This is a genomic window from Stenotrophomonas sp. YJH_SMC_6 (assembly GCF_059371335.1).
This window is the reverse complement of sequence record NZ_JCAFUM010000009.1, coordinates 1-17168: the sequence shown is the minus strand read 5'-3', so window position 1 is coordinate 17168 and position 17168 is coordinate 1. Positions and strand designations below refer to the sequence as shown.

General features: G+C 67.6%; 14 protein-coding genes. 7 read left to right on the top strand and 7 right to left on the bottom strand.

Features of this window, described 5'->3' with window-relative positions; all coding sequences use genetic code 11:
- Positions 1–34 precede the first annotated feature (34 nt).
- A complete protein-coding gene (locus AC5P9N_RS11535; protein ID WP_005410795.1) occupies positions 35–1408 on the bottom strand; it encodes a sigma-54-dependent transcriptional regulator in 1374 nt (457 codons plus the stop codon).
- Between the two features lie 60 nt (positions 1409–1468).
- Positions 1469–3082, bottom strand: a complete 1614-nt coding sequence (locus tag AC5P9N_RS11530) for a sensor histidine kinase (RefSeq protein WP_060380148.1) — start codon at positions 3080–3082, stop codon at positions 1469–1471.
- A gap of 357 nt (positions 3083–3439) precedes the next feature.
- On the opposite strand from AC5P9N_RS11530, the gene sucC reads away from it, so the two are divergent.
- The 3 genes from sucC to AC5P9N_RS11515 all read left to right on the top strand — a co-directional run bounded on the left by sucC (position 3440) and on the right by AC5P9N_RS11515 (position 7382).
- Positions 3440–4609: an ADP-forming succinate--CoA ligase subunit beta gene (sucC, locus tag AC5P9N_RS11525; protein WP_004154430.1), complete on the top strand. Its 1170-nt coding sequence runs from the start codon at positions 3440–3442 to the stop codon at positions 4607–4609.
- Positions 4610–4630: 21 nt separating this feature from the next.
- On the top strand, positions 4631–5506 hold the full coding sequence (gene sucD / locus AC5P9N_RS11520; protein WP_005410793.1) for a succinate--CoA ligase subunit alpha: 876 nt from the start codon (positions 4631–4633) through the stop codon (positions 5504–5506).
- A gap of 241 nt (positions 5507–5747) precedes the next feature.
- Entirely contained in the window at positions 5748–7382 is a 1635-nt protein-coding gene (locus tag AC5P9N_RS11515; RefSeq protein ID WP_024956776.1) for an NAD+ synthase, read from the top strand.
- A 418-nt stretch (positions 7383–7800) separates the two neighbouring features.
- Here AC5P9N_RS11515 and AC5P9N_RS11510 read toward each other — a convergent pair whose 3' ends face one another.
- Together AC5P9N_RS11510 and AC5P9N_RS11505 are read right to left on the bottom strand one after the other, a co-directional pair.
- Entirely contained in the window at positions 7801–9003 is a 1203-nt protein-coding gene (locus AC5P9N_RS11510; protein ID WP_060380470.1) for a lipase family protein, read from the bottom strand.
- A gap of 190 nt (positions 9004–9193) precedes the next feature.
- A complete protein-coding gene (locus AC5P9N_RS11505; RefSeq protein ID WP_024956778.1) occupies positions 9194–10081 on the bottom strand; it encodes an outer membrane protein assembly factor BamD in 888 nt (295 codons plus the stop codon).
- Between the two features lie 113 nt (positions 10082–10194).
- Between AC5P9N_RS11505 and rluD the strand changes: the two genes are divergently transcribed.
- Genes rluD through AC5P9N_RS11485 form a run of 4 tightly spaced genes read left to right on the top strand, consistent with a single transcriptional unit; the run spans position 10195 to position 12893 of the window.
- The gene (gene rluD, locus AC5P9N_RS11500; RefSeq protein ID WP_019660164.1) at positions 10195–11184 is read left to right on the top strand and encodes a 23S rRNA pseudouridine(1911/1915/1917) synthase RluD; all 990 of its coding nucleotides are present in this window, start codon (positions 10195–10197) and stop codon (positions 11182–11184) included.
- Positions 11184–11954, top strand: coding sequence for a peptidoglycan editing factor PgeF (pgeF, locus tag AC5P9N_RS11495; protein WP_099485279.1), 771 nt, complete (start codon positions 11184–11186; stop codon positions 11952–11954). Before rluD ends, pgeF begins: the two co-directional genes overlap by 1 nt.
- Positions 11955–11956: 2 nt before the next feature.
- Entirely contained in the window at positions 11957–12481 is a 525-nt protein-coding gene (locus AC5P9N_RS11490; RefSeq protein ID WP_049452820.1) for a DUF4166 domain-containing protein, read from the top strand.
- Positions 12456–12893: a thiol-disulfide oxidoreductase DCC family protein gene (locus AC5P9N_RS11485; protein ID WP_049452819.1), complete on the top strand. Its 438-nt coding sequence runs from the start codon at positions 12456–12458 to the stop codon at positions 12891–12893. Before AC5P9N_RS11490 ends, AC5P9N_RS11485 begins: the two co-directional genes overlap by 26 nt.
- A 72-nt stretch (positions 12894–12965) precedes the next feature.
- Here AC5P9N_RS11485 and otsA read toward each other — a convergent pair whose 3' ends face one another.
- The 3 genes from otsA to otsB are packed head-to-tail and all read right to left on the bottom strand — an operon-like array spanning position 12966 to position 16908.
- Complete coding sequence (gene otsA / locus AC5P9N_RS11480; protein ID WP_005410785.1) at positions 12966–14330, bottom strand: alpha,alpha-trehalose-phosphate synthase (UDP-forming); 1365 nt, start codon at positions 14328–14330, stop codon at positions 12966–12968.
- Entirely contained in the window at positions 14327–16108 is a 1782-nt protein-coding gene (locus tag AC5P9N_RS11475; protein WP_005410784.1) for a glycoside hydrolase family 15 protein, read from the bottom strand. The genes otsA and AC5P9N_RS11475 overlap by 4 nt, the downstream gene beginning before the upstream one ends.
- Positions 16109–16149: 41 nt before the next feature.
- On the bottom strand, positions 16150–16908 hold the full coding sequence (gene otsB, locus AC5P9N_RS11470; RefSeq protein ID WP_005410783.1) for a trehalose-phosphatase: 759 nt from the start codon (positions 16906–16908) through the stop codon (positions 16150–16152).
- Positions 16909–17168: the final 260 nt, after the last annotated feature.

Here is a 17168-nt window from a genome sequence, read left to right as displayed (position 1 = left end):
GCCCTTTCCTTTGGAAAGGGATCCGACCCCGGGTTTACTCCATCCCCAGCTTCTTCAGCTTGTAGCGCAGCGCACGGAAGGTGATGCCCAGCTGCGCGGCGGTACGGGTCTTGTTCCAGCGGTTCTCTTCCAGCGCACGCTGGATGGCGCTGCGCTCGAGCTGCTCGATGTAGGAGGGCAGGGCAGCGCTGCCCGGCTGCAGGTCGGCCACCGCTTCGGCGGGCGCCGCACTGCCGGGAGCACGCGGCGCGTGCTGTGGCAGGCGCAGGTCATCGGCGCCGATGCAGTCTTCCTCGGCCAGGGCCAGCGCACGTTCCAGGATGTTCTCCAGCTCGCGCACATTGCCCGGGAACGCGTACTGCGCCAGGGCTTCCAGCGCCGAGGGCGCCAGCAGCGGGGTGGCGCGGCCGTGGCTGCGGGCCAGGCGGGCCAGCACGGCGGCGGCCAGTTCGGGCAGGTCCTGGCGGCGTTCGCGCAGTGGCGGCACCTTCAGTTCGATCACGTTGATGCGGTAGTACAGGTCGTGGCGGAAGCGCCCGTCCTCGACCAGCTCGGCCAGGTCCTTATGGGTGGCCGAGAGGATGCGGACATCCACCGGCTCCTCGTTGGCCGCGCCCACCGCGCGCACCGACTTTTCCTGGATCGCCCGCAGCAGCTTCACCTGCATCTGCAGCGGCAGTTCAGCCACTTCGTCCAGGAACAGGGTGCCGCCGTGCGCAGCCTGGAACAGGCCAGGCTTGTCAGCGTGTGCGCCGCTGAAACTGCCCTTGCGGTGGCCGAAGAATTCGCTCTCCATCAGCTCGCCGGGAATGGCACCGCAGTTGACCGGCACGAACGGGCCGGCCGCGCGCGCGCCCTGGGCATGGATGGTGCGTGCAACCAGCTCCTTGCCGACGCCCGACTCGCCGAGGATGTAGACCGGCGCCTGGCTGCGCGCGACCTTGCCGATGGTGGTGCGCAGCACATCCATGGCCTGCGAGTGGCCCAGCAGGCGCCCGCCCTGTTCGGCGTTGGGGCCCGGTGCGGGGCGCTCGGCGTTGTTGAGTTCCAGCGCGTGCTTGACCAGTCCGCGCAGCACCGAGATGTCCACCGGCTTGCTGACGAAATCGAACGCACCGGCCTTCAGTGCCTCCACAGCGAGATCCATGCTGCCGAATGCGGTGATCATCGCCACCGGCGTGCGCGGGTAGTGCTGGGCGATCTCGCTGACCAGTTCGATGCCGTTGCCATCGGGCAGGCGCATGTCGGTGATGCACAGGTCGTACGGATTGCTGGCCAGCAGCTCACGTGCCTCGGCCAGGTTGGCGGCGGTACTGATGCGCAGCCCCATGCGGCCGAGGGTCAGCACCAGCAGTTCGCGGATGTCGCGTTCGTCGTCGACGACGAGGGCGCTGCGGGTTTCATTCATGGGCGTGAAAGATAAACGAGGGGGCTGGAAGCGACAAATGTTTGACGCACAGAATGGGGATCAGCTCGGTAGCAGCGTATGTGGACCGGGCAGCACCAGGCGGAAGCAGGAGCCACCGGCCGGCACCGCGATGTAGTCCAGGCGGGCCTGGTTGGCCCTGCACAGCTCGCGCGCGATGTACAGGCCCAGTCCCGTGCCATGCTCGGACGTGGTGAAGAAGGGCCGGAACAGCTGCGCGGCCACGCTCTCCGGGATACCCGGGCCACGGTCCATCACGTCGATCACCGCGCTGCGTTCGTGCTGGGCCACGCGCAACCGCACCCGTGCAGGCTGCTGGCCGATGCGGCCGTACTTCAGTGCGTTGTGCACCAGCACGGTCAGCACCTGGTAGAGATGCTTGGCGTCGACCTGGGCCATCACCGATGTGTCGCTGATGATCGGTTCGATGCTGTCGGTCTCCAGGGTCTGGCCCTGCTTGTACTCCAGCACGAAGCGGCGCACGAAGGCGACCAGGTCCACGTTCTCCGGCGTGGCGCGTTCGCGCCGTGCCAGGCCCAGCACGCTCTCGACGATGCCGTTGGTGCGCTGGCACTGCTGGCGGATGATCTGCAGCAGGCGGCGGTCGCTCTCGTTGAAGCCGGTGCCTTCCTCGAGCAGCTGCACGGCATAGTTGATCGCCGCCAGCGGATTGCGGATCTCGTGGGCCAGGCTGGCCGAGAAGCGGCCCATGGCGGAAAGGGTGAGCGATTCGGCGCGGCGCGAGACCACGCTGGAATCGTCCAGGAACACCAGCGCAAGGTCGCTGCCGGCCAGCAGGCGGGCAAAGCGTGGCTGCACTTCCGGCTGGTCGGGGTTGAGCTGCAGCGGCAGTTCGTCCTGTGCCCAGCCATTGCGCCAGCGCTGCAGCCGGCGCGCCAGTTCCGGTGCGGCACTGGCCAGGTCCAGGCGCCCGCTTTCGCCGTTGCCGTCGTTGTCGCCCAGCAGCATCGAGGCGGCTTCGTTGGCGAGGGTGATGCGGTTGTCGGCGTCCACCACCAGCACGCCGGTGCGCATGCGGCGGATGATCAGTTCGTTGATCTGGAACAGGTTGGCGACTTCATCGCCGCGCTGGTTGGCCAGCTGCTGGTTGCGGCGGGCGCGGTTGCCCACCTGGTAGCTGATGAAGGCCAGTGCCAGGTAGCTGGTAGCGAACATCGCCAGTTCGGCGAGGGTGCGGGTGGGGTCGCCGCCTTCCAGCAGCTTCCAGGTGTACTCGACGCCGGTGGCCAGGCTGGCGGCCAGCGCCAGGCCCAGTCCCAGGCTGAGCGGTAGCAGGGTGGCGGCGGCGGCGATGTTGAACAGCAGCGACATCGAGATGCCGGCACTGGCGCCGGGCAGGGCGTGCGACAGCAGGGTGGCGGCCACGATATCCACCAGCACGCCAGTGACCACGATCGGGCGCAGCCAGCGTTCGTTGCGGCCGACCACCAGGGCCAGCAGCGACAGGGCCAGGTAGATGACCGCAACGACATCGGCCAGCCGCGGGTGGTGGGCTTCGCCGACCATGGCCGACAACGGGCTGTAGAGCAGGGCGGCAATGACCGTAGCGATCAGCACCCGGTACAGCGCGAAGAAATACAGTTCACGCCGCGGAATCGATTCGATGCGGTCAATCAATGAAGCACTGGGTGACACGCCGGAACTCCCCTTCTGGCTGCCTGGGTCTGGATTCTGCGGCGGGCCTGTCCGGCGTCCCCTGAAGTCGGGCCGGCACGTCGCGTTTGCGAAGGGCAGTATAGGGCCCCCGGCCGGGCGCCGCCGAAGTGGTCCGGATCGCGCATTTGGCCCGTTGCGGACACCGGTGGCCAGCCCCGGCCCGGGTGCAACTGTCTGAATGACGGTGGAAATCTGCCCGCGTCTGGCGTTTTGTACAGACTTCTTTGCGCCCCGGCGCCGGCTCGGCCACAATAGTGGGCCCGCCGCGGTCCATGCCGGCGCCCCGCCGGGGCCCTGAGGAATTGCGTGCGGTCGTTCCTATTCCCACGGTGACGCATGAATTTCCACGAATACCAGTCAAAACAACTGCTTGCCGAGTACGGCATCCCGGTCCCGGCCGGCAAGGTCGCTGCGACCCCGGACGAAGCGGTTGCCGCTGCCAACTCCCTGGGCCAGGGCCCCTGGATGGTCAAGGCGCAGATCCACGCTGGCGGCCGCGGCAAGGCTGGCGGCGTCAAGTTCTGCAAGACCACCGACGACGTGAAGGCCGCTGCAGCCAAGATGCTCGGCACCAAGATGGCCACCTACCAGACCGCTGGCGTTGAACTGCCGGTCAACCTGGTGCTGGTGACCACCGCCGGCGAGATCGTCAAGGAACTGTACCTGTCGGTGCTGGTCGACCGTGGCACCAAGACCATCACCTACATCGCCTCTTCGGAAGGCGGCGTGGAGATCGAGCAGGTCGCTGCTGAAACCCCGGAGCTGATCCACTCGCTGAACGTCGACTTCGTCGAAGGCGTGCAGGGTTACCACGGCCGCGATTTCGGCTTCAAGCTGGGCCTGACCGCCAAGCAGGCCGGCCAGTTCGCCAGCATCATGGTGAACCTGTACCGCCTGTTCAACGAAAAGGACCTGGCCCTGGTTGAAATCAACCCGCTGGCCATCCTGGACGACGGCAACCTGTACGCGCTGGACGGCAAGTTCGACAGCGACGACAACGCCGCGTTCCGCCAGAAGGCCCTGGTCGCCATGCGCGACAAGACCCAGGAAGATCCGACCGAAGTGATCGCTTCGGAACTGGACATCAACTACGTCACCATGGACGGCAACATCGGCTGCATGGTGAACGGCGCCGGCCTGGCCATGGCCACCATGGACGTCATCAAGCTCAACGGCGGCGAGCCGGCGAACTTCCTGGACGTGGGCGGCGGTGCCAACAAGCAGCGCGTCATCGAAGCCTTCAAGCTGATCCTGTCCTCGGACAAGGTCGAAGGCATCTTCGTCAACATCTTCGGCGGCATCGTCCGCTGCGACATGATTGCCGAAGGCATCATCGCCGCCGTGAAGGAAGTGGGCGTCAAGGTTCCGGTCGTGGTGCGCCTGGAAGGCACCAACGTGGAAGAAGGCAAGCAGCTGCTGCGTGACAGCGGCATGGCCATCATCCCGGCTGACAACATCAACGATGGCGCCAAGAAGATCGTTGAAGCTGTCAAGAACGCCGCCTGATACCGACACCAAGGAATTCCAATGTCTGTTTTGATCAACAAGAACACCAAGGTGATCGTGCAGGGCTTCACCGGCCAGCAGGGCACCTTCCACGCCACTCAGATGATCGAGTACGGCACCCAGGTTGTCGGCGGCGTGACCCCGGGCAAGGGTGGCACCACCCATATCGACCTGCCGGTCTTCAACACCGTTGCCGACGCCGTGCAGAGCACCGGCGCCAACGCCTCGGTCATCTACGTGCCGCCGCCGTACGCGGCTGACGCGATTCTGGAAGCCGCTGCTGCCGGCATCAAGGTCATCGTCTGCATCACCGAAGGCATCCCGGTGCTGGACATGCTGCGCGTCAAGAACGTGCTGACCCGTTCGCATCCGGACACCGTGCTGATCGGGCCGAACTGCCCGGGCGTCATCACCCCGGGTGAGTGCAAGATCGGCATCATGCCGGGCCACATCCACCAGCCGGGCAAGATCGGCATCGTGTCGCGTTCGGGCACCCTGACCTATGAAGCGGTCAAGCAGACCACCGAAGTCGGCCTGGGCCAGTCCACCTGCATCGGCATCGGCGGTGACCCGATCAACGGCCTGAACTTCGTTGACTGCCTGAAGCTGTTCAACGAAGACCCGCAGACCGAAGGCATCATCATGGTTGGCGAAATCGGCGGCGACGCCGAAGAAGCCGGCGCCGAGTACATCAAGAACCACGTGAAGAAGCCGGTCGTCGGTTTCATCGCCGGTGCGTCGGCTCCGGCCGGCAAGCGCATGGGCCACGCCGGTGCGATCGCCTCGGGCGGCAAGGGCACTGCCGAAGGCAAGTTCGCCGCCATGGAAGCGGCCGGTGTTGTCACCGTCCGCTCGCCGGGCGACCTGGGCGCTGCCATCGCCAAGCTGGTCAAGTAAGACCGCTGGGCGGGGGATTGTAGAGTCGACTGTTAGTCGACTGCTCTTCCCACCGGCTGCTGCAAAACAGAAAGGCCGCCTCCGGGCGGCCTTTCTGCGTCTGGCGCCCTGGCCATCCCGGCAAGCTCATCCACGCATGGCGTGGATCTACTGAGCCGGGGCTGTCCACGCAGCGAGCGCGCCCGGCGCGCGCATGGCGCAGCGCTACAATGGCGGCATTGCAACCACAGGCTGGATTCCCATGGCTTCGATCCGCATCGCGATGGCGCAGTTCGACTTCCCGGTCGGCGACGTCGCCGGCAACACCGAGCGCATCATCGAGATGATCGGCCAGGCGCGCGACGAGTACGGCGCCGAGCTGGTGATGTTCCCCGAGCTGGCGGTGAGCGGTTATCCGCCGGAAGACCTGCTGCTGCGCCCGGGCTTCCTGTACGAGTGCGAGCAGGCAATGATGCGCATCGCCGGTGCCTGCCGCGGCATCACGGCGGTGGTCGGCTGGCCGCAGGCGGCTGGCGCGGTGGTCTACAACGCCGCCAGCGTGCTGCGCGATGGCCTGGTCGAGCAGACCTACCGCAAGCGTGAGCTGCCCAATTACGCCGTGTTCGACGAACGCCGCTACTTCGATGTTGATCCGGACGGTGGCAGCTGCGTCTTCGAGGTCAACGGCATTCCGGTGGGTTTGCTGATCTGCGAGGACCTGTGGTTCGCCGAGCCGCTGGCCGACACCGTGCGCGCCGGCGCGCAGCTGGTGGTGGTACCCAATGCCTCGCCGTACGAGCGCGGCAAGCACGCCCAGCGCGATGCGGTGCTGGCCGCACGCACCCGCGAGAGCGGGGCAGCGATTGCCTATCTCAATGTGGTTGGTGGCCAGGATGCGCTGGTGTTTGATGGCGCCTCGGTGGTGGCCGATGGTGATGGCACGGTGCACCCCGCCGCCGCCGCCTTCGTCGACCAGTGGCTGGTGGTGGAGTACGACGGCCAAACGCGTCGCTTCATGCCGCACGTGTGGATGGACGACGGCGACGAGAGCATGGACGCGCTGGCCTGGCGCGCGGTGACCCGTGGCATCCAGGACTACTGCCGCAAGAACGGTTTCAAGAAGGTCTGGCTGGGCCTGTCCGGTGGCATCGATTCGGCGCTGGTACTGGCGCTGGCGGTCGACGCGCTCGGCGCCGAGAACGTCACCGCTGTGCGCCTGCCGTCGCGCTACACCGCCGGCATGTCCAACGACCTGGCCGCCGAGCAGTGCCAGGCACTGGGCGTGAAGCTGGAAGCGGTCTCGATCGAGCCGGCGTTCAAGGGCCTGATGGAATCGCTGGCGCCGATGTTCGAAGGCACTGCGCCGGACGTGACCGAAGAGAACCTGCAGTCGCGCAGCCGTGGCGTGATCCTGATGGCGCTGGCCAACAAGTTCGGAGGGCTGCTGCTGACCACCGGCAACAAGAGCGAGTACGCCGTCGGGTATGCCACCATCTATGGCGACATGTGCGGTGGCTACGCGCCGTTGAAGGACCTGTACAAGACCGAGGTGTTCGGCCTGTCCAAGTGGCGCAATACCGTGGGCGGCGCGCCGGTGATCCCGCCGGCGGTGATCAGCCGCCCGCCGTCGGCCGAACTGCGCGAGAACCAGCTGGACCAGGACTCGCTGCCGGCCTATGACGTGCTGGACGGCATCCTGTACCGCTACATCGACCAGGAGCAGTCGCGCACGGAGATCGTTGCCGCCGGTTATGACGCGGCCGTGGTCGACCGCGTGCTGCGCCTGGTGCGCATCAGCGAGTGGAAGCGGCACCAGGCCGCGCCAGGCCCGAAGGTGTCGCGCCGCGCTTTCGGTCGCGAGCGTCGCTACCCGATCAGCAACGGCTACAAGGGTTGAGGTAGCCGTTAGCAGGTAGTGCCGGCCGCTGGCCGGCAACCCGTACCCCGCGTATCCACGCATGGCGCGGATCTACTGCCTTTGGTAGTGCCGGCCGCTGGCCGGCAACCCGTATCCCGCGCGTCCACGCATGGCGTGGATCTACTGCCTCCGGTAGTGCCGGCCGCTGGCCGGCAATCCGTATCCCGCGCATCCACGCATTGCGCGGATCTACTGCCTCCGGTAGTGCCGGCCGCTGGCCGGCAACCCGTATCCCGCGCATCCATGCATGGCGTGGATCTACCGCATCCGGTAGTGCCGGCCGCTGGCCGGCAACGCCGTATCCCGCGCATCCACGCATGGCGCGGATCTACTGCCTTTGGTAGTGCCGGCCGCTGGCCGGCAACCCGTATCCCGCGCATCCACGCATGGCGTGGATCTACCGGGCGTCGTCGAGCAGCTGTTCGAGGCCGGCGGTTTCCGCAGCGTCGTTGAAGTGGCCGTCCCCCAGCCGGGCTCGTACGAATGCCAGGCCATCCGCCGCCGCAGCGTCCAGCGTGCCGCGATGGTCGACCGGGTAGCGCCGGAACGCTACCGGCTCGCCGCGCAGCGCCAGGCCTGCGGCATACAGCAGGGTGGTCAGATAGGGGACGTCGCGGTCCTCGCTGCCGTGGCCCAGCATCAGCGGTTGGCTGAAACCGCGGCGCGGTACGCCGAGATAGTCGTACAGCACGGCCCAGATGCCCGGCACGCTGGTCAGCGGTGCGGTGAACATGCTGCCGGTATCCGCGCCGTCCAGCGTGGTGGCCAGTTCGCCCAGGCACTGCTCGCGTGCCACTGCCACGCGGGTGCGGCCGGTGTCGCTGAGGACGCGGTCGATCTGCGGCGCAACCTGCAGCAGACCGTCGAGCAGATACGCGTGATACGCGTTGAGCGCGCCAGGATTGGCGGTGCGGTTGTCCGGCTTCATCACCAGTGCGGTCAGCTCGACGGCGGTGGGCGTGCCGGTGGTGAAGCTGCCGCGGTAGTGCAGCGACGGGCCAGCATAGGTGGGCGCCAGATGCCCGGCAGTGAGCGCGGCGGCACCACCCTGCGAATGGCCGACCGAGACCCAGCGCGGCGACAGCGTTGCGGTGCCCAGATACTGGCGGCTGGCTTTGACGAGGTCGATGGCATTGCGCGCGGCAGTGCGCACATGCAGATAGGCATGGTCACCTGGACTGCCGAGGCCCTGGTAGTCCGCAGCAACCACCGCATAGCCCTGTGCCAGGAACTGATCGAGGAAGCGGCCGTCGCGTTCGGGTTGGTAGGGGCCGGACACCGAGGGCGCACAGCGATCCGCGATGCCCTGGGTGCCATGTGCCCAGGACACCACCGGCCAGCCGCCTGCAGGCGCCGCGCCGGCGGGCAGGTACAGCAGGCCGGTGCCTTCGGCCAGCTGGCCGCGATGATCCGGGGTGCGGTAGTGCAGCTTGTAGGCCTGCGCGGCCTTGGACGGCACCCATGGCGCGCGATAGGGGGCAGCAGACAGCAGATCGCCCGGTGCGGGTGAGGCAGCCGCCACGGGGCCCGAGGACAGCGCCAGCAGGGCAGTGGCGAGGAGGCAGGCGAGCGGGTGGAAACGGCGGGGCGGTGGGGTCATGGGGCGCTCCTTCACGGCCGGGATGGCCGTTGCGCCGTAGTGTGGAGGGCCTCGCCTACGCCGATTGGGACCGGCGTCGCATCCGCCGGGGATTCGTAGAATTCCTAGTGTCGTGGTCCATGGGCGCACGAACCCTCCACGCATGGTGTGGATCTGCCGACAAAGAAAAGGCCCCTTTCGGGGCCTTCTTTTACTTCTTTTCCAGTCGCGCGTTGCGCTGGCCGGTGCTGGCGGACTTTTCGCCAGCGAACGGGTTCAGCTTGCGGATCATCCACGGGTACTTCGGCCACTTGCCTTCCAGCCACGGGTGGTCCGGCTGGTTCAGCTGCAGGACGCGGCGGGCGTCGTCGGCCAGGGTCTTGTTGCCCAGGTGGGTGTAGGAATCGGCCAGGACGGCGACGGCATCGTACTGGAACGCGCTCTGCGGATAGGTTTCCAGCAGGTAGTTGGCGCGGCCGGCGGCCGAGACCCAGGCGCCGCGGCGCATGTAGTACAGGGCGTTGTCGAGCTCATGCTGGGCGAACACGTCACGCAGCTCCAGCATGCGCTGGCGCGCATCGGCGGCGTAGCGGCTGTTCGGGTAACGGTCCACCACGATGTTGAAGTCCGAATACGCCTGGTGCGGCGTGGACAGATCGCGGCGGCTGGCATCCAGCGACCATACGCGGCGCAGGAAAACCGTACTGCGGTTGGAGTTGGCCAGGCCGCGCAGGTAGTACAGGTACGCGATGTTGCGATGGGTCGGGTAGGTACGGATGAAGCGGTCGATGCTGGACACCGCATCGTCGTGCTTGCCGGCCTTGTACTGCGCGTAGGCGGTTTCGATCATCGCCTGTTCGGTATACGGGCCGTACGGATACTGGGCCACGAGGCGGCGGAAGCTGGTTTCAGCCCCGCTCCAGTTGCCACCCTGCATCAGCTTGTGGCTCTTCTCGTACAACTGTTCGACCGGCGTCCCTTCATCGGGGCGATCGCCCTTCTTGGCGCCACGGTGGCAGCCGGTGGCGGCGATGACCAGCACCAGCAGCAGGGCGGTGAGGCGGACGGGCGCGGAGAGCATGGAGGAGCGTCGGATCATGAGGTCAAGGCGGGACGCGGCTGGAATACGAAGGGTCGATGATAGCCTAGTGTCCTGTCCAGCGACTGAAACCGGCCGCCGGGACCCCAAAATTTCAAAGAATGCCCCCTGCCATGTCTGAACAACCCTCTGAATCGGCCCGCCAGGCCATCGTCCCCGACACCGCTGCCGGCCGCCGTTTCGACGCCGTGGTGGCCGAACTGTTCCCCGAATACTCGCGTTCGCGCCTGACCGAGTGGATCAAGGCCGGGGAGGTCCTGCTGGACGGCGCCCAGGTGCGCCCGCGCGATCCGCTGCGCGGTGGCGAGGTGGTGACCCTCAACGTGGTGCTGGAAACCCAGACCGACGCCCAGCCGGAGGACATCCCGCTGGACGTGCTGTTCGAGGACGAGCACCTGCTGGTGATCAACAAGCCGGTCGGCCTGGTGGTGCACCCGGGCGCGGGCAACCACAGCGGCACCCTGGTCAACGCCCTGCTGTTCCGCGACCCGTCGGTGGCGGTGCTGCCGCGCGCGGGCATCGTGCACCGCCTGGACAAGGACACCAGTGGCGTGATGGTGGTGGCCAAGACCCTGGAAGCGCAGACCGCGCTGGTCGAGCAGCTGGCCGCACGCGACGTGCACCGCCAGTACCTGGCCATCGTGATGGGTGCGCTGGTGGCCGGCGGTACCGCCGATGCCCCGATCGACCGCCACCCGCGCGACCGCCTGAAGATGGCGGTGCGCGAGGACGGCAAGGAAGCGATCACCCACTACCGCCTGCGCGAGCGCTTCCGTGCGCACACCGCGCTGGAGTGCCGCCTGGAAACCGGCCGTACCCACCAGATCCGCGTGCACATGGCGCATGTACGCCATCCGATCATCGGTGACCCGCTGTACGGCGGTGCGCTGAAGCTGCCCAAGGGGGCCAGCGATGAGCTGGTGGCCGCGTTGCGTGGCTTCAAGCGCCAGGCCCTGCACGCCGAGACCCTGGAGTTCACGCACCCGATCACCGGTGAGCCGGTGCGCAACACCGCGCCGGTGCCGGAGGACATGCTGCACCTGATGAAGGTGCTGCGCGAAGACAGCGAGGCCTTCGCCGCGCGCGAGCGGGACCGTTGGTGATGGCCGCCGTGCTGCCGGTGCTGCAGGCGGACTGGCCGGCGCCTCCGGGCGTCCATGCGCTGACCACGCGTCGGCACGGTGCGGGCATTTCGCCGGCGCCGTTCGCGCAGTTCAACCTGGGCAACCGGCACGCGGCCGAGGGTGATACCCCGGCCAACGTCGAGCACAACCGCCGGCTGCTGCAGCAGGGGCTGGGGCTGCCCTCGACACCGCACTGGCTGCGCCAGGTGCACAGCAGCACCGTGCTGCGCTTCACCGCGCCGCCGGTGCCCGGCGCAAGCGAGCCGGTGGCCGATGCCGCAGTGACCTCGGTGCCGGGCGTGGTGCTGGCGATCCTGACTGCCGACTGCCTGCCCGTGGTGTTTGCCGCCGCCGATGGCAGTGAGGTGGGCGCGGCCCACGCAGGCTGGCGTGGCCTGGCCGACGGCATGCTGGAGGCCACCGTGGCCGCCATGCAGACGCCGCCGGCGCAGCTGCGCGCCTGGCTGGGCCCGGCCGCCGGACCGGCCGACTACGAGATCGGCGAGGAGGTCTACCACGCCTTCGTCGGCCATGATCCGGCCGCCGACGCGGCGTTCGTGGCCACCCGCGCAGGCCACTGGAAGGTGGACCTGTTCGCGCTGGCGCGGCAGCGGTTGCAGGCGGCGGGCATGGACCCGGCGCAGGTCCATGGCGGCACGGTGTCGACCATGGCCGATCCGGACCTGTATTCGCACCGGCGCGACCGTCGCACCGGGCGCATGGCGACGCTGGCCTGGATCGCGCCCTGACCTTGCCGCTGTTCGCGCGCGTGCTGGGGCCGGCCTTCGCCACCCTGGCCGCGCCGGTGCAGGCGTTGCATGCCGCGCCGTTGCCCTGCCGCTACGTGGGGCAGGCGCGTATCGTGAGGGGGCGGCACTGGCTGGTGCCGCTGCTGGCCGCGTTGGCGCGGCTGCCGAAGGACGGTGGAGCGTTGCCGACCGAAGTGGCGTTCAGTGCACACGGGCAGGGCGAGCAGTGGGCGCGGCGTTTTGGCCGCTGGCCGATGGTGTCGCGGCTGTGGGCGCACGAGGGCTGCCTGCGCGAGCAGTTGGGCGCGGTGCGCTTCGAGTTTGATCTGCAGGCCCGCGAGGGTGGCATCGACTGGTCGGTGCGCCGGGTCTGGGCGTTCGGGTTGCTGCCGTTGCCGAGGCGCTGGTTTGGGGGCGTGCGTTGCCGCGAAGCCTGGCAGGGTGAGCGGTACACTTTCCTGGTCGATGTGACGCTGCCCTGGGCGGGAGCCCTGATCCGCTATGAAGGTTGGCTCGAACCGCAGTGAGGCCGCCGCCGAGGCGGGGAGCGCGGTGATCGTATTCGATGGCGTATGCGCGCTGTGCAACCGCTGGGTGCGCTTCCTGCTGCGTTTCGACCGCGCGGGGCGCTACCGCTTTGCGGCGATGCAGGGGCAGCAGGGCAGCGCGATGTTGCGCGCGCACGGGCTGGACCCGCAGGACCCGACGTCGTTCCTGCTGCTGGACGCGCAGGGCCCCTGGACCGATACCGATGCGATCCTGCGCGTGCTGACGGGGCTGGGCAGCGCCTGGCGCCTGATCGGCGTGTTGCGGGCAGTGCCGCGTGGCTGGCGTGATGCCGCGTACCGCGCGCTGGCGCGCAACCGCTACCGCTGGTTCGGACGGCACGACGCCTGTCATCTGCCCGCACCGGAGCAGGCAGCGCGATTCCTGGATTGAAGGAAAAAGGGGACGGAGGGGATCAAGGCGTCTGTGCACAACTGCCTTGATCCCCTCCGTCCCCTTTTTTCCTCAACCTTCCAGCGCGTCCAGATAGCTGCGGCGCCAGTGATTGATGTCGTAGGTGCGCAGGTGATCCATCATCGCGTGCCAGCGTTCCTTGCGCCTGCTCAGTGACATCGTTGCTGCCGTGGCGATGGCGTCGGCCACGCCGTCCAGATCGTGCGGGTTCACCAGCAATGCCTGCTTGAGTTCGTCGGCAGCGCCGGCCAGCAGCGACAACACCAGCACGCCGGGATCTTCCGGGTCCTGCGACGCCACGTATTCCTTGGCCACCAGGTTCATGCCATCGCGCAACGGCGTGACCAGGCCGACCGCCGCCGCCCGGTAGAAGCCGGTGAGGGTGGCATGGGTGAAGTTCTGGTTGACGTAGCGCAGCGGCGTCCAGTCAGGTTCGGCGTGGCCACCGTTGATGTGGCCGGCGATCTGTTCCAGCTGGCTGCGCAGCTGCCGGTACTCGGTGACGTCGCCGCGCGAGACCGGGGCGATCTGCAGGTAGGTCAGCGAGCCGCGCTGGTCGGGGTGGCGCTCAAGATAGCGCTCGAAGCCAAGGAAGCGTTCGGGCAGGCCCTTGGAATAGTCCAGGCGATCCACGCCGATCGCCAGCTGGCGATCGCGCAGGCTGGCGCGCAGGTTCTTCACGGCGGCCTTGGTGGCCGCGGTGCCGGCCTGGCGTGCGATCAGCTCGGTGTCGATGCCGATCGGGAAGGCGGCGGCACGGAAGCGGCGCCCGCCCGGTGCTTCCAGCTCGCCGTTGTCGAGCACGCGGCCGCCGCCGAACAGGCGCAGGTAGGTCTGGAAGCGATCAGCGTCGCGCTGGGTCTGGAAGCCGACCAGGTCGTAGGCGTACAGCGCGGAGAACAGCCGCAGGTGGTCGGGCATCGCCTGCAGCAGGTCGGCAGACGGCATCGGGATATGCAGGAAGAAGCCTATGCGGCAGCCGATGCCGCGCTCGCGCAGCAGCGCACCGAGTGGGATCAGGTGGTAGTCGTGGATCCAGACGATGTCGTCCTCGCGCAGCAGTGGCGCGAGCTTGTCGGCGAACAGCGCGTTGACCTTGTGGTAGGTCTCGCGGGTGCCGCGGTCGTAGTCGACCAGATCCAGGCGGAAGTGCAGCAGCGGCCACAAGGTGCGGTTGGCGAAGCCGTTGTAGTAGCCATCGACCTCGCGCTTGCTCAGGTCCATGGTGACGTAGTCGATGTCACCGTCTTTCTGCCGGTGCAGCGTGCCGCTGCCTTCCTTCACCGTCTTGCCACTCCAGCCGAACCACAGGCCACCGCGTTCCTTCAGGGCAGCCAGCAGGCCGACAGCCAGACCGCCGGCGCGGTTCTCGCCGGGCACGGCCACACGGTTTGAAACCACGACCAGACGACTCACGATGCCTCCTGCCAGGACCGCGACAGGCGCATTGCGGCGGTGATCAGGCCGACGTGCGAATAGGTCTGCGGGAAATTGCCCCAGGCCTCGCCACTGTCGAAGGCCAGATCCTCCGACAGCAGGCCCAGATGGTTGCGCTGCTTCAGCAGCAGCTCGAACATCTCGCGTGCTTCGTCCATGCGCCCGATCGCCGCCAGCGCGTCGATGTACCAGAAGGTGCAGATGGTGAAGCTGGTTTCCGGTTCACCGAAGTCATCCGGCGCGACATAGCGGTACAGCGAATTGCCATGCTTGAGGTCGCGGCCGATGGCATCGACGGTGGCGATGAAGCGGGCGTCCAGCGCGTCGATGAAACCGATATCGGCCAGCAGCAGCAGCGAGGCATCCAGCCGATGGCCGCCGAAGGTATCGGTGAAGTGGCCCAGCTCCTCGTTCCAGGATTCGGCCATGATGCGCGCGTGGATGGTGTCGGCGCGCTCGCGCCAGTAATGCGCGCGGTCATCGCGCTTCAGGCGCACGGCGATCTTGCACAGGCGGTCGCAGGCAGCCCAGCACATCGCGCTGGTGTAGGTGTGCACTTCGGTGCGGCCGCGGAATTCCCACAGGCCGGCATCGGGTACGTCGTGCAGGGCGAAGGCCTGTTCGCCCAGGGGTTCCAGGCGGGCGAAGGTGTGCGCATCACCCGGGTCCTGCAGGCGCCGGTCGAAGAACAGCTGCGTGGAGGCCAGTACCACGCTGCCGTAGACATCGTGCTGGCGCTGCACCCAGGCCAGGTTGCCGCGCCGCACCGGGCCCATGCCGCGATAACCGGACAGGCTGGGTACCTCGTCCTCGTCCAGCTTGGCCTCGAAGCCGATGCCATACAGCGGCTGCAGCGTGCCGTCGGTGGTGGCCAGGTTGAAGATGTAGCCGAGGAACTGTTCCATCGTGCGCGTGGCGCCAAGACGGTTCAGCGCCCGCACCACGAAGGCCGCGTCGCGCAGCCAGCAGTAGCGGTAGTCCCAGTTGCGCACGCTGCCGGGTGCTTCCGGAATGGAAGTGGTCATCGCCGCGATGATCGCGCCGCTGTCCTCGTACTGGCACAGCTTCAACGTGATCGCACTGCGGATGACCGCGTCCTGCCATTCCAGTGGAATGGACAGGTAGCGCACCCACTCGCGCCAGTAATCGCGGGTACGCTGGAAGGCTTCCTGCACGTAGCCGCTGATCGAACGATTGAGCGATTCATCCACGCCCAGGATCAGGTGGATCGGATGGTTGAGCACGAACGGCAGGCCGTCGCGCACGAAGCGCACCGGCACATCGGTGGTCAGCCGCAGCACGTGTTCGGGCAGGATCCAGCGCACATGGTTACTGCCCCAGGTCGACTCTGGCACGCGTGCGCCCCAGTCGGCCAGCGGGCGCGCACGCACGGTGATGCGCGGGCTGCCGGCCAGCGGACGCACCTGGCGGATCAGGCTGACCGGCCGGTAGAAGCGGTCGTTTTGGCGCCAGCGCGGGGCGAAATCGAGGATTTCCAATGCGCCGCCCTGCGTGTCACGCAGCACGGTGCGCAGGATCGCAGTGTTGGTGAGGTATTCCTGCTCGCTGCTCGCGAAGTCCTCCAGCTCGATGGCGAAGTCGCCGCCGGTCTGCTGGTTGGGGCCGAGCAGGGCGCAGAAGGTGGGGTCGCCGTCGAAGGTGGGCAGGCAGCTCCAGACAACGCGGGCATGTTTGTCGACCAGGGCGCCGAAGCTGCCGTTGCCGACCACGCCCAGATCAAGATCGGGTTGGGTCATCACGCGGTACATCTCGGTTGCGGCCGTGGGGGTTGGCCGGGTCAATAGGCATTCTCACGCAGCCAGGCGTGCACGCTGCGTATGTCGGGCAGCGCGAACACGGCCGCACTGGGTTCACGTTCACCCACCAGCACGCTCCAGCCATGCTGGCCGTTGGCGGCATCGAAGCCGAATTCGTCGGTGAGGTCATCACCGAGGAACACCGGCAGGCGGCCGCGGAAGGGCAGGTACTGCATCATCCGGCGCACGGCACGGCCCTTGTCGGTGCCGACAGGCACGAACTCGACCACATGGTCGCCAGGCTGCAGGCGGTAGCTGGTGCGGCCACGCACGTGGCGGTCAGCGAACGCGCGGACATCGCTGGCGGCGTGCGGCGCACCGCGCCAGTGCAAGGCCAGGCCGACGCCCTTGTCTTCCACCAGCACGCCAGGATGCCCATGGGCGAAGCGCATCGCCTGCTGGTGCAGCGCGTGCAGCCATTCGGCGGTGTCGTCGTCGTGTTCGTCGCGCAGCACACGACCGTCTTCGCCACGCAGCTCATGGCCGTGCAGGCCGGCGGCGGGTAGTTGCAGGGGGGCGAACAGTTGATCCAGCTGTTCAAGCGGTCGACCACTGACCAGTGCCACGGCACCTTCCAGGCGGTCGCTGATGCGGCCGATGGCTTCACGCACATCCGGCAGCAGCTGCACGGCATCCGGGCGTGCAGCGAATTCGATCAGGGTGCCATCGACATCGAGGAACAACGCACAGGCGTCGTCCAGCAATGGCGGTGGCGGACGCAGCGGGAGCGGTTCAGCCATGACGCTCAGCTTGCCAGCGTGGGCGTGTACGCGGGGTCGAGGGCAGGCTACGGCCCTGCTTCGGTGGGTGCCGACCGTTGGTCGGCACGGCAGGTCAGCCTGCATCCAGCTCAAACAGTGCGGACCAACGGTCCGCACCCACCCAAAGCAGATCCGCACCCGGATCACGAAGTTGCCGGCCAGCGGCCGGCACTACCGTGTCGTGCGGGCCAACGGTCCGCACCCACCCAAAGCAGATCCGCACCCGGATCACGAAGTTG

What these genes read in the sequence shown, in the direction of transcription:
- AC5P9N_RS11535 (WP_005410795.1), bottom strand. Translation starts at nt 1,408, where the DNA reads ATGAATGAAACCCGCAGCGCCCTCGTCGTCGACGACGAACGCGACATC.
- sucC (WP_004154430.1), top strand. Translation starts at nt 3,440, where the DNA reads ATGAATTTCCACGAATACCAGTCAAAACAACTGCTTGCCGAGTACGGC.
- sucD (WP_005410793.1), top strand. Translation starts at nt 4,631, where the DNA reads ATGTCTGTTTTGATCAACAAGAACACCAAGGTGATCGTGCAGGGCTTC.
- AC5P9N_RS11515 (WP_024956776.1), top strand. Translation starts at nt 5,748, where the DNA reads ATGGCTTCGATCCGCATCGCGATGGCGCAGTTCGACTTCCCGGTCGGC.
- AC5P9N_RS11510 (WP_060380470.1), bottom strand. Translation starts at nt 9,003, where the DNA reads ATGACCCCACCGCCCCGCCGTTTCCACCCGCTCGCCTGCCTCCTCGCC.
- AC5P9N_RS11505 (WP_024956778.1), bottom strand. Translation starts at nt 10,081, where the DNA reads ATGATCCGACGCTCCTCCATGCTCTCCGCGCCCGTCCGCCTCACCGCC.
- rluD (WP_019660164.1), top strand. Translation starts at nt 10,195, where the DNA reads ATGTCTGAACAACCCTCTGAATCGGCCCGCCAGGCCATCGTCCCCGAC.
- pgeF (WP_099485279.1), top strand. Translation starts at nt 11,184, where the DNA reads ATGGCCGCCGTGCTGCCGGTGCTGCAGGCGGACTGGCCGGCGCCTCCG.
- AC5P9N_RS11485 (WP_049452819.1), top strand. Translation starts at nt 12,456, where the DNA reads ATGAAGGTTGGCTCGAACCGCAGTGAGGCCGCCGCCGAGGCGGGGAGC.
- AC5P9N_RS11475 (WP_005410784.1), bottom strand. Translation starts at nt 16,108, where the DNA reads ATGACCCAACCCGATCTTGATCTGGGCGTGGTCGGCAACGGCAGCTTC.
- otsB (WP_005410783.1), bottom strand. Translation starts at nt 16,908, where the DNA reads ATGGCTGAACCGCTCCCGCTGCGTCCGCCACCGCCATTGCTGGACGAC.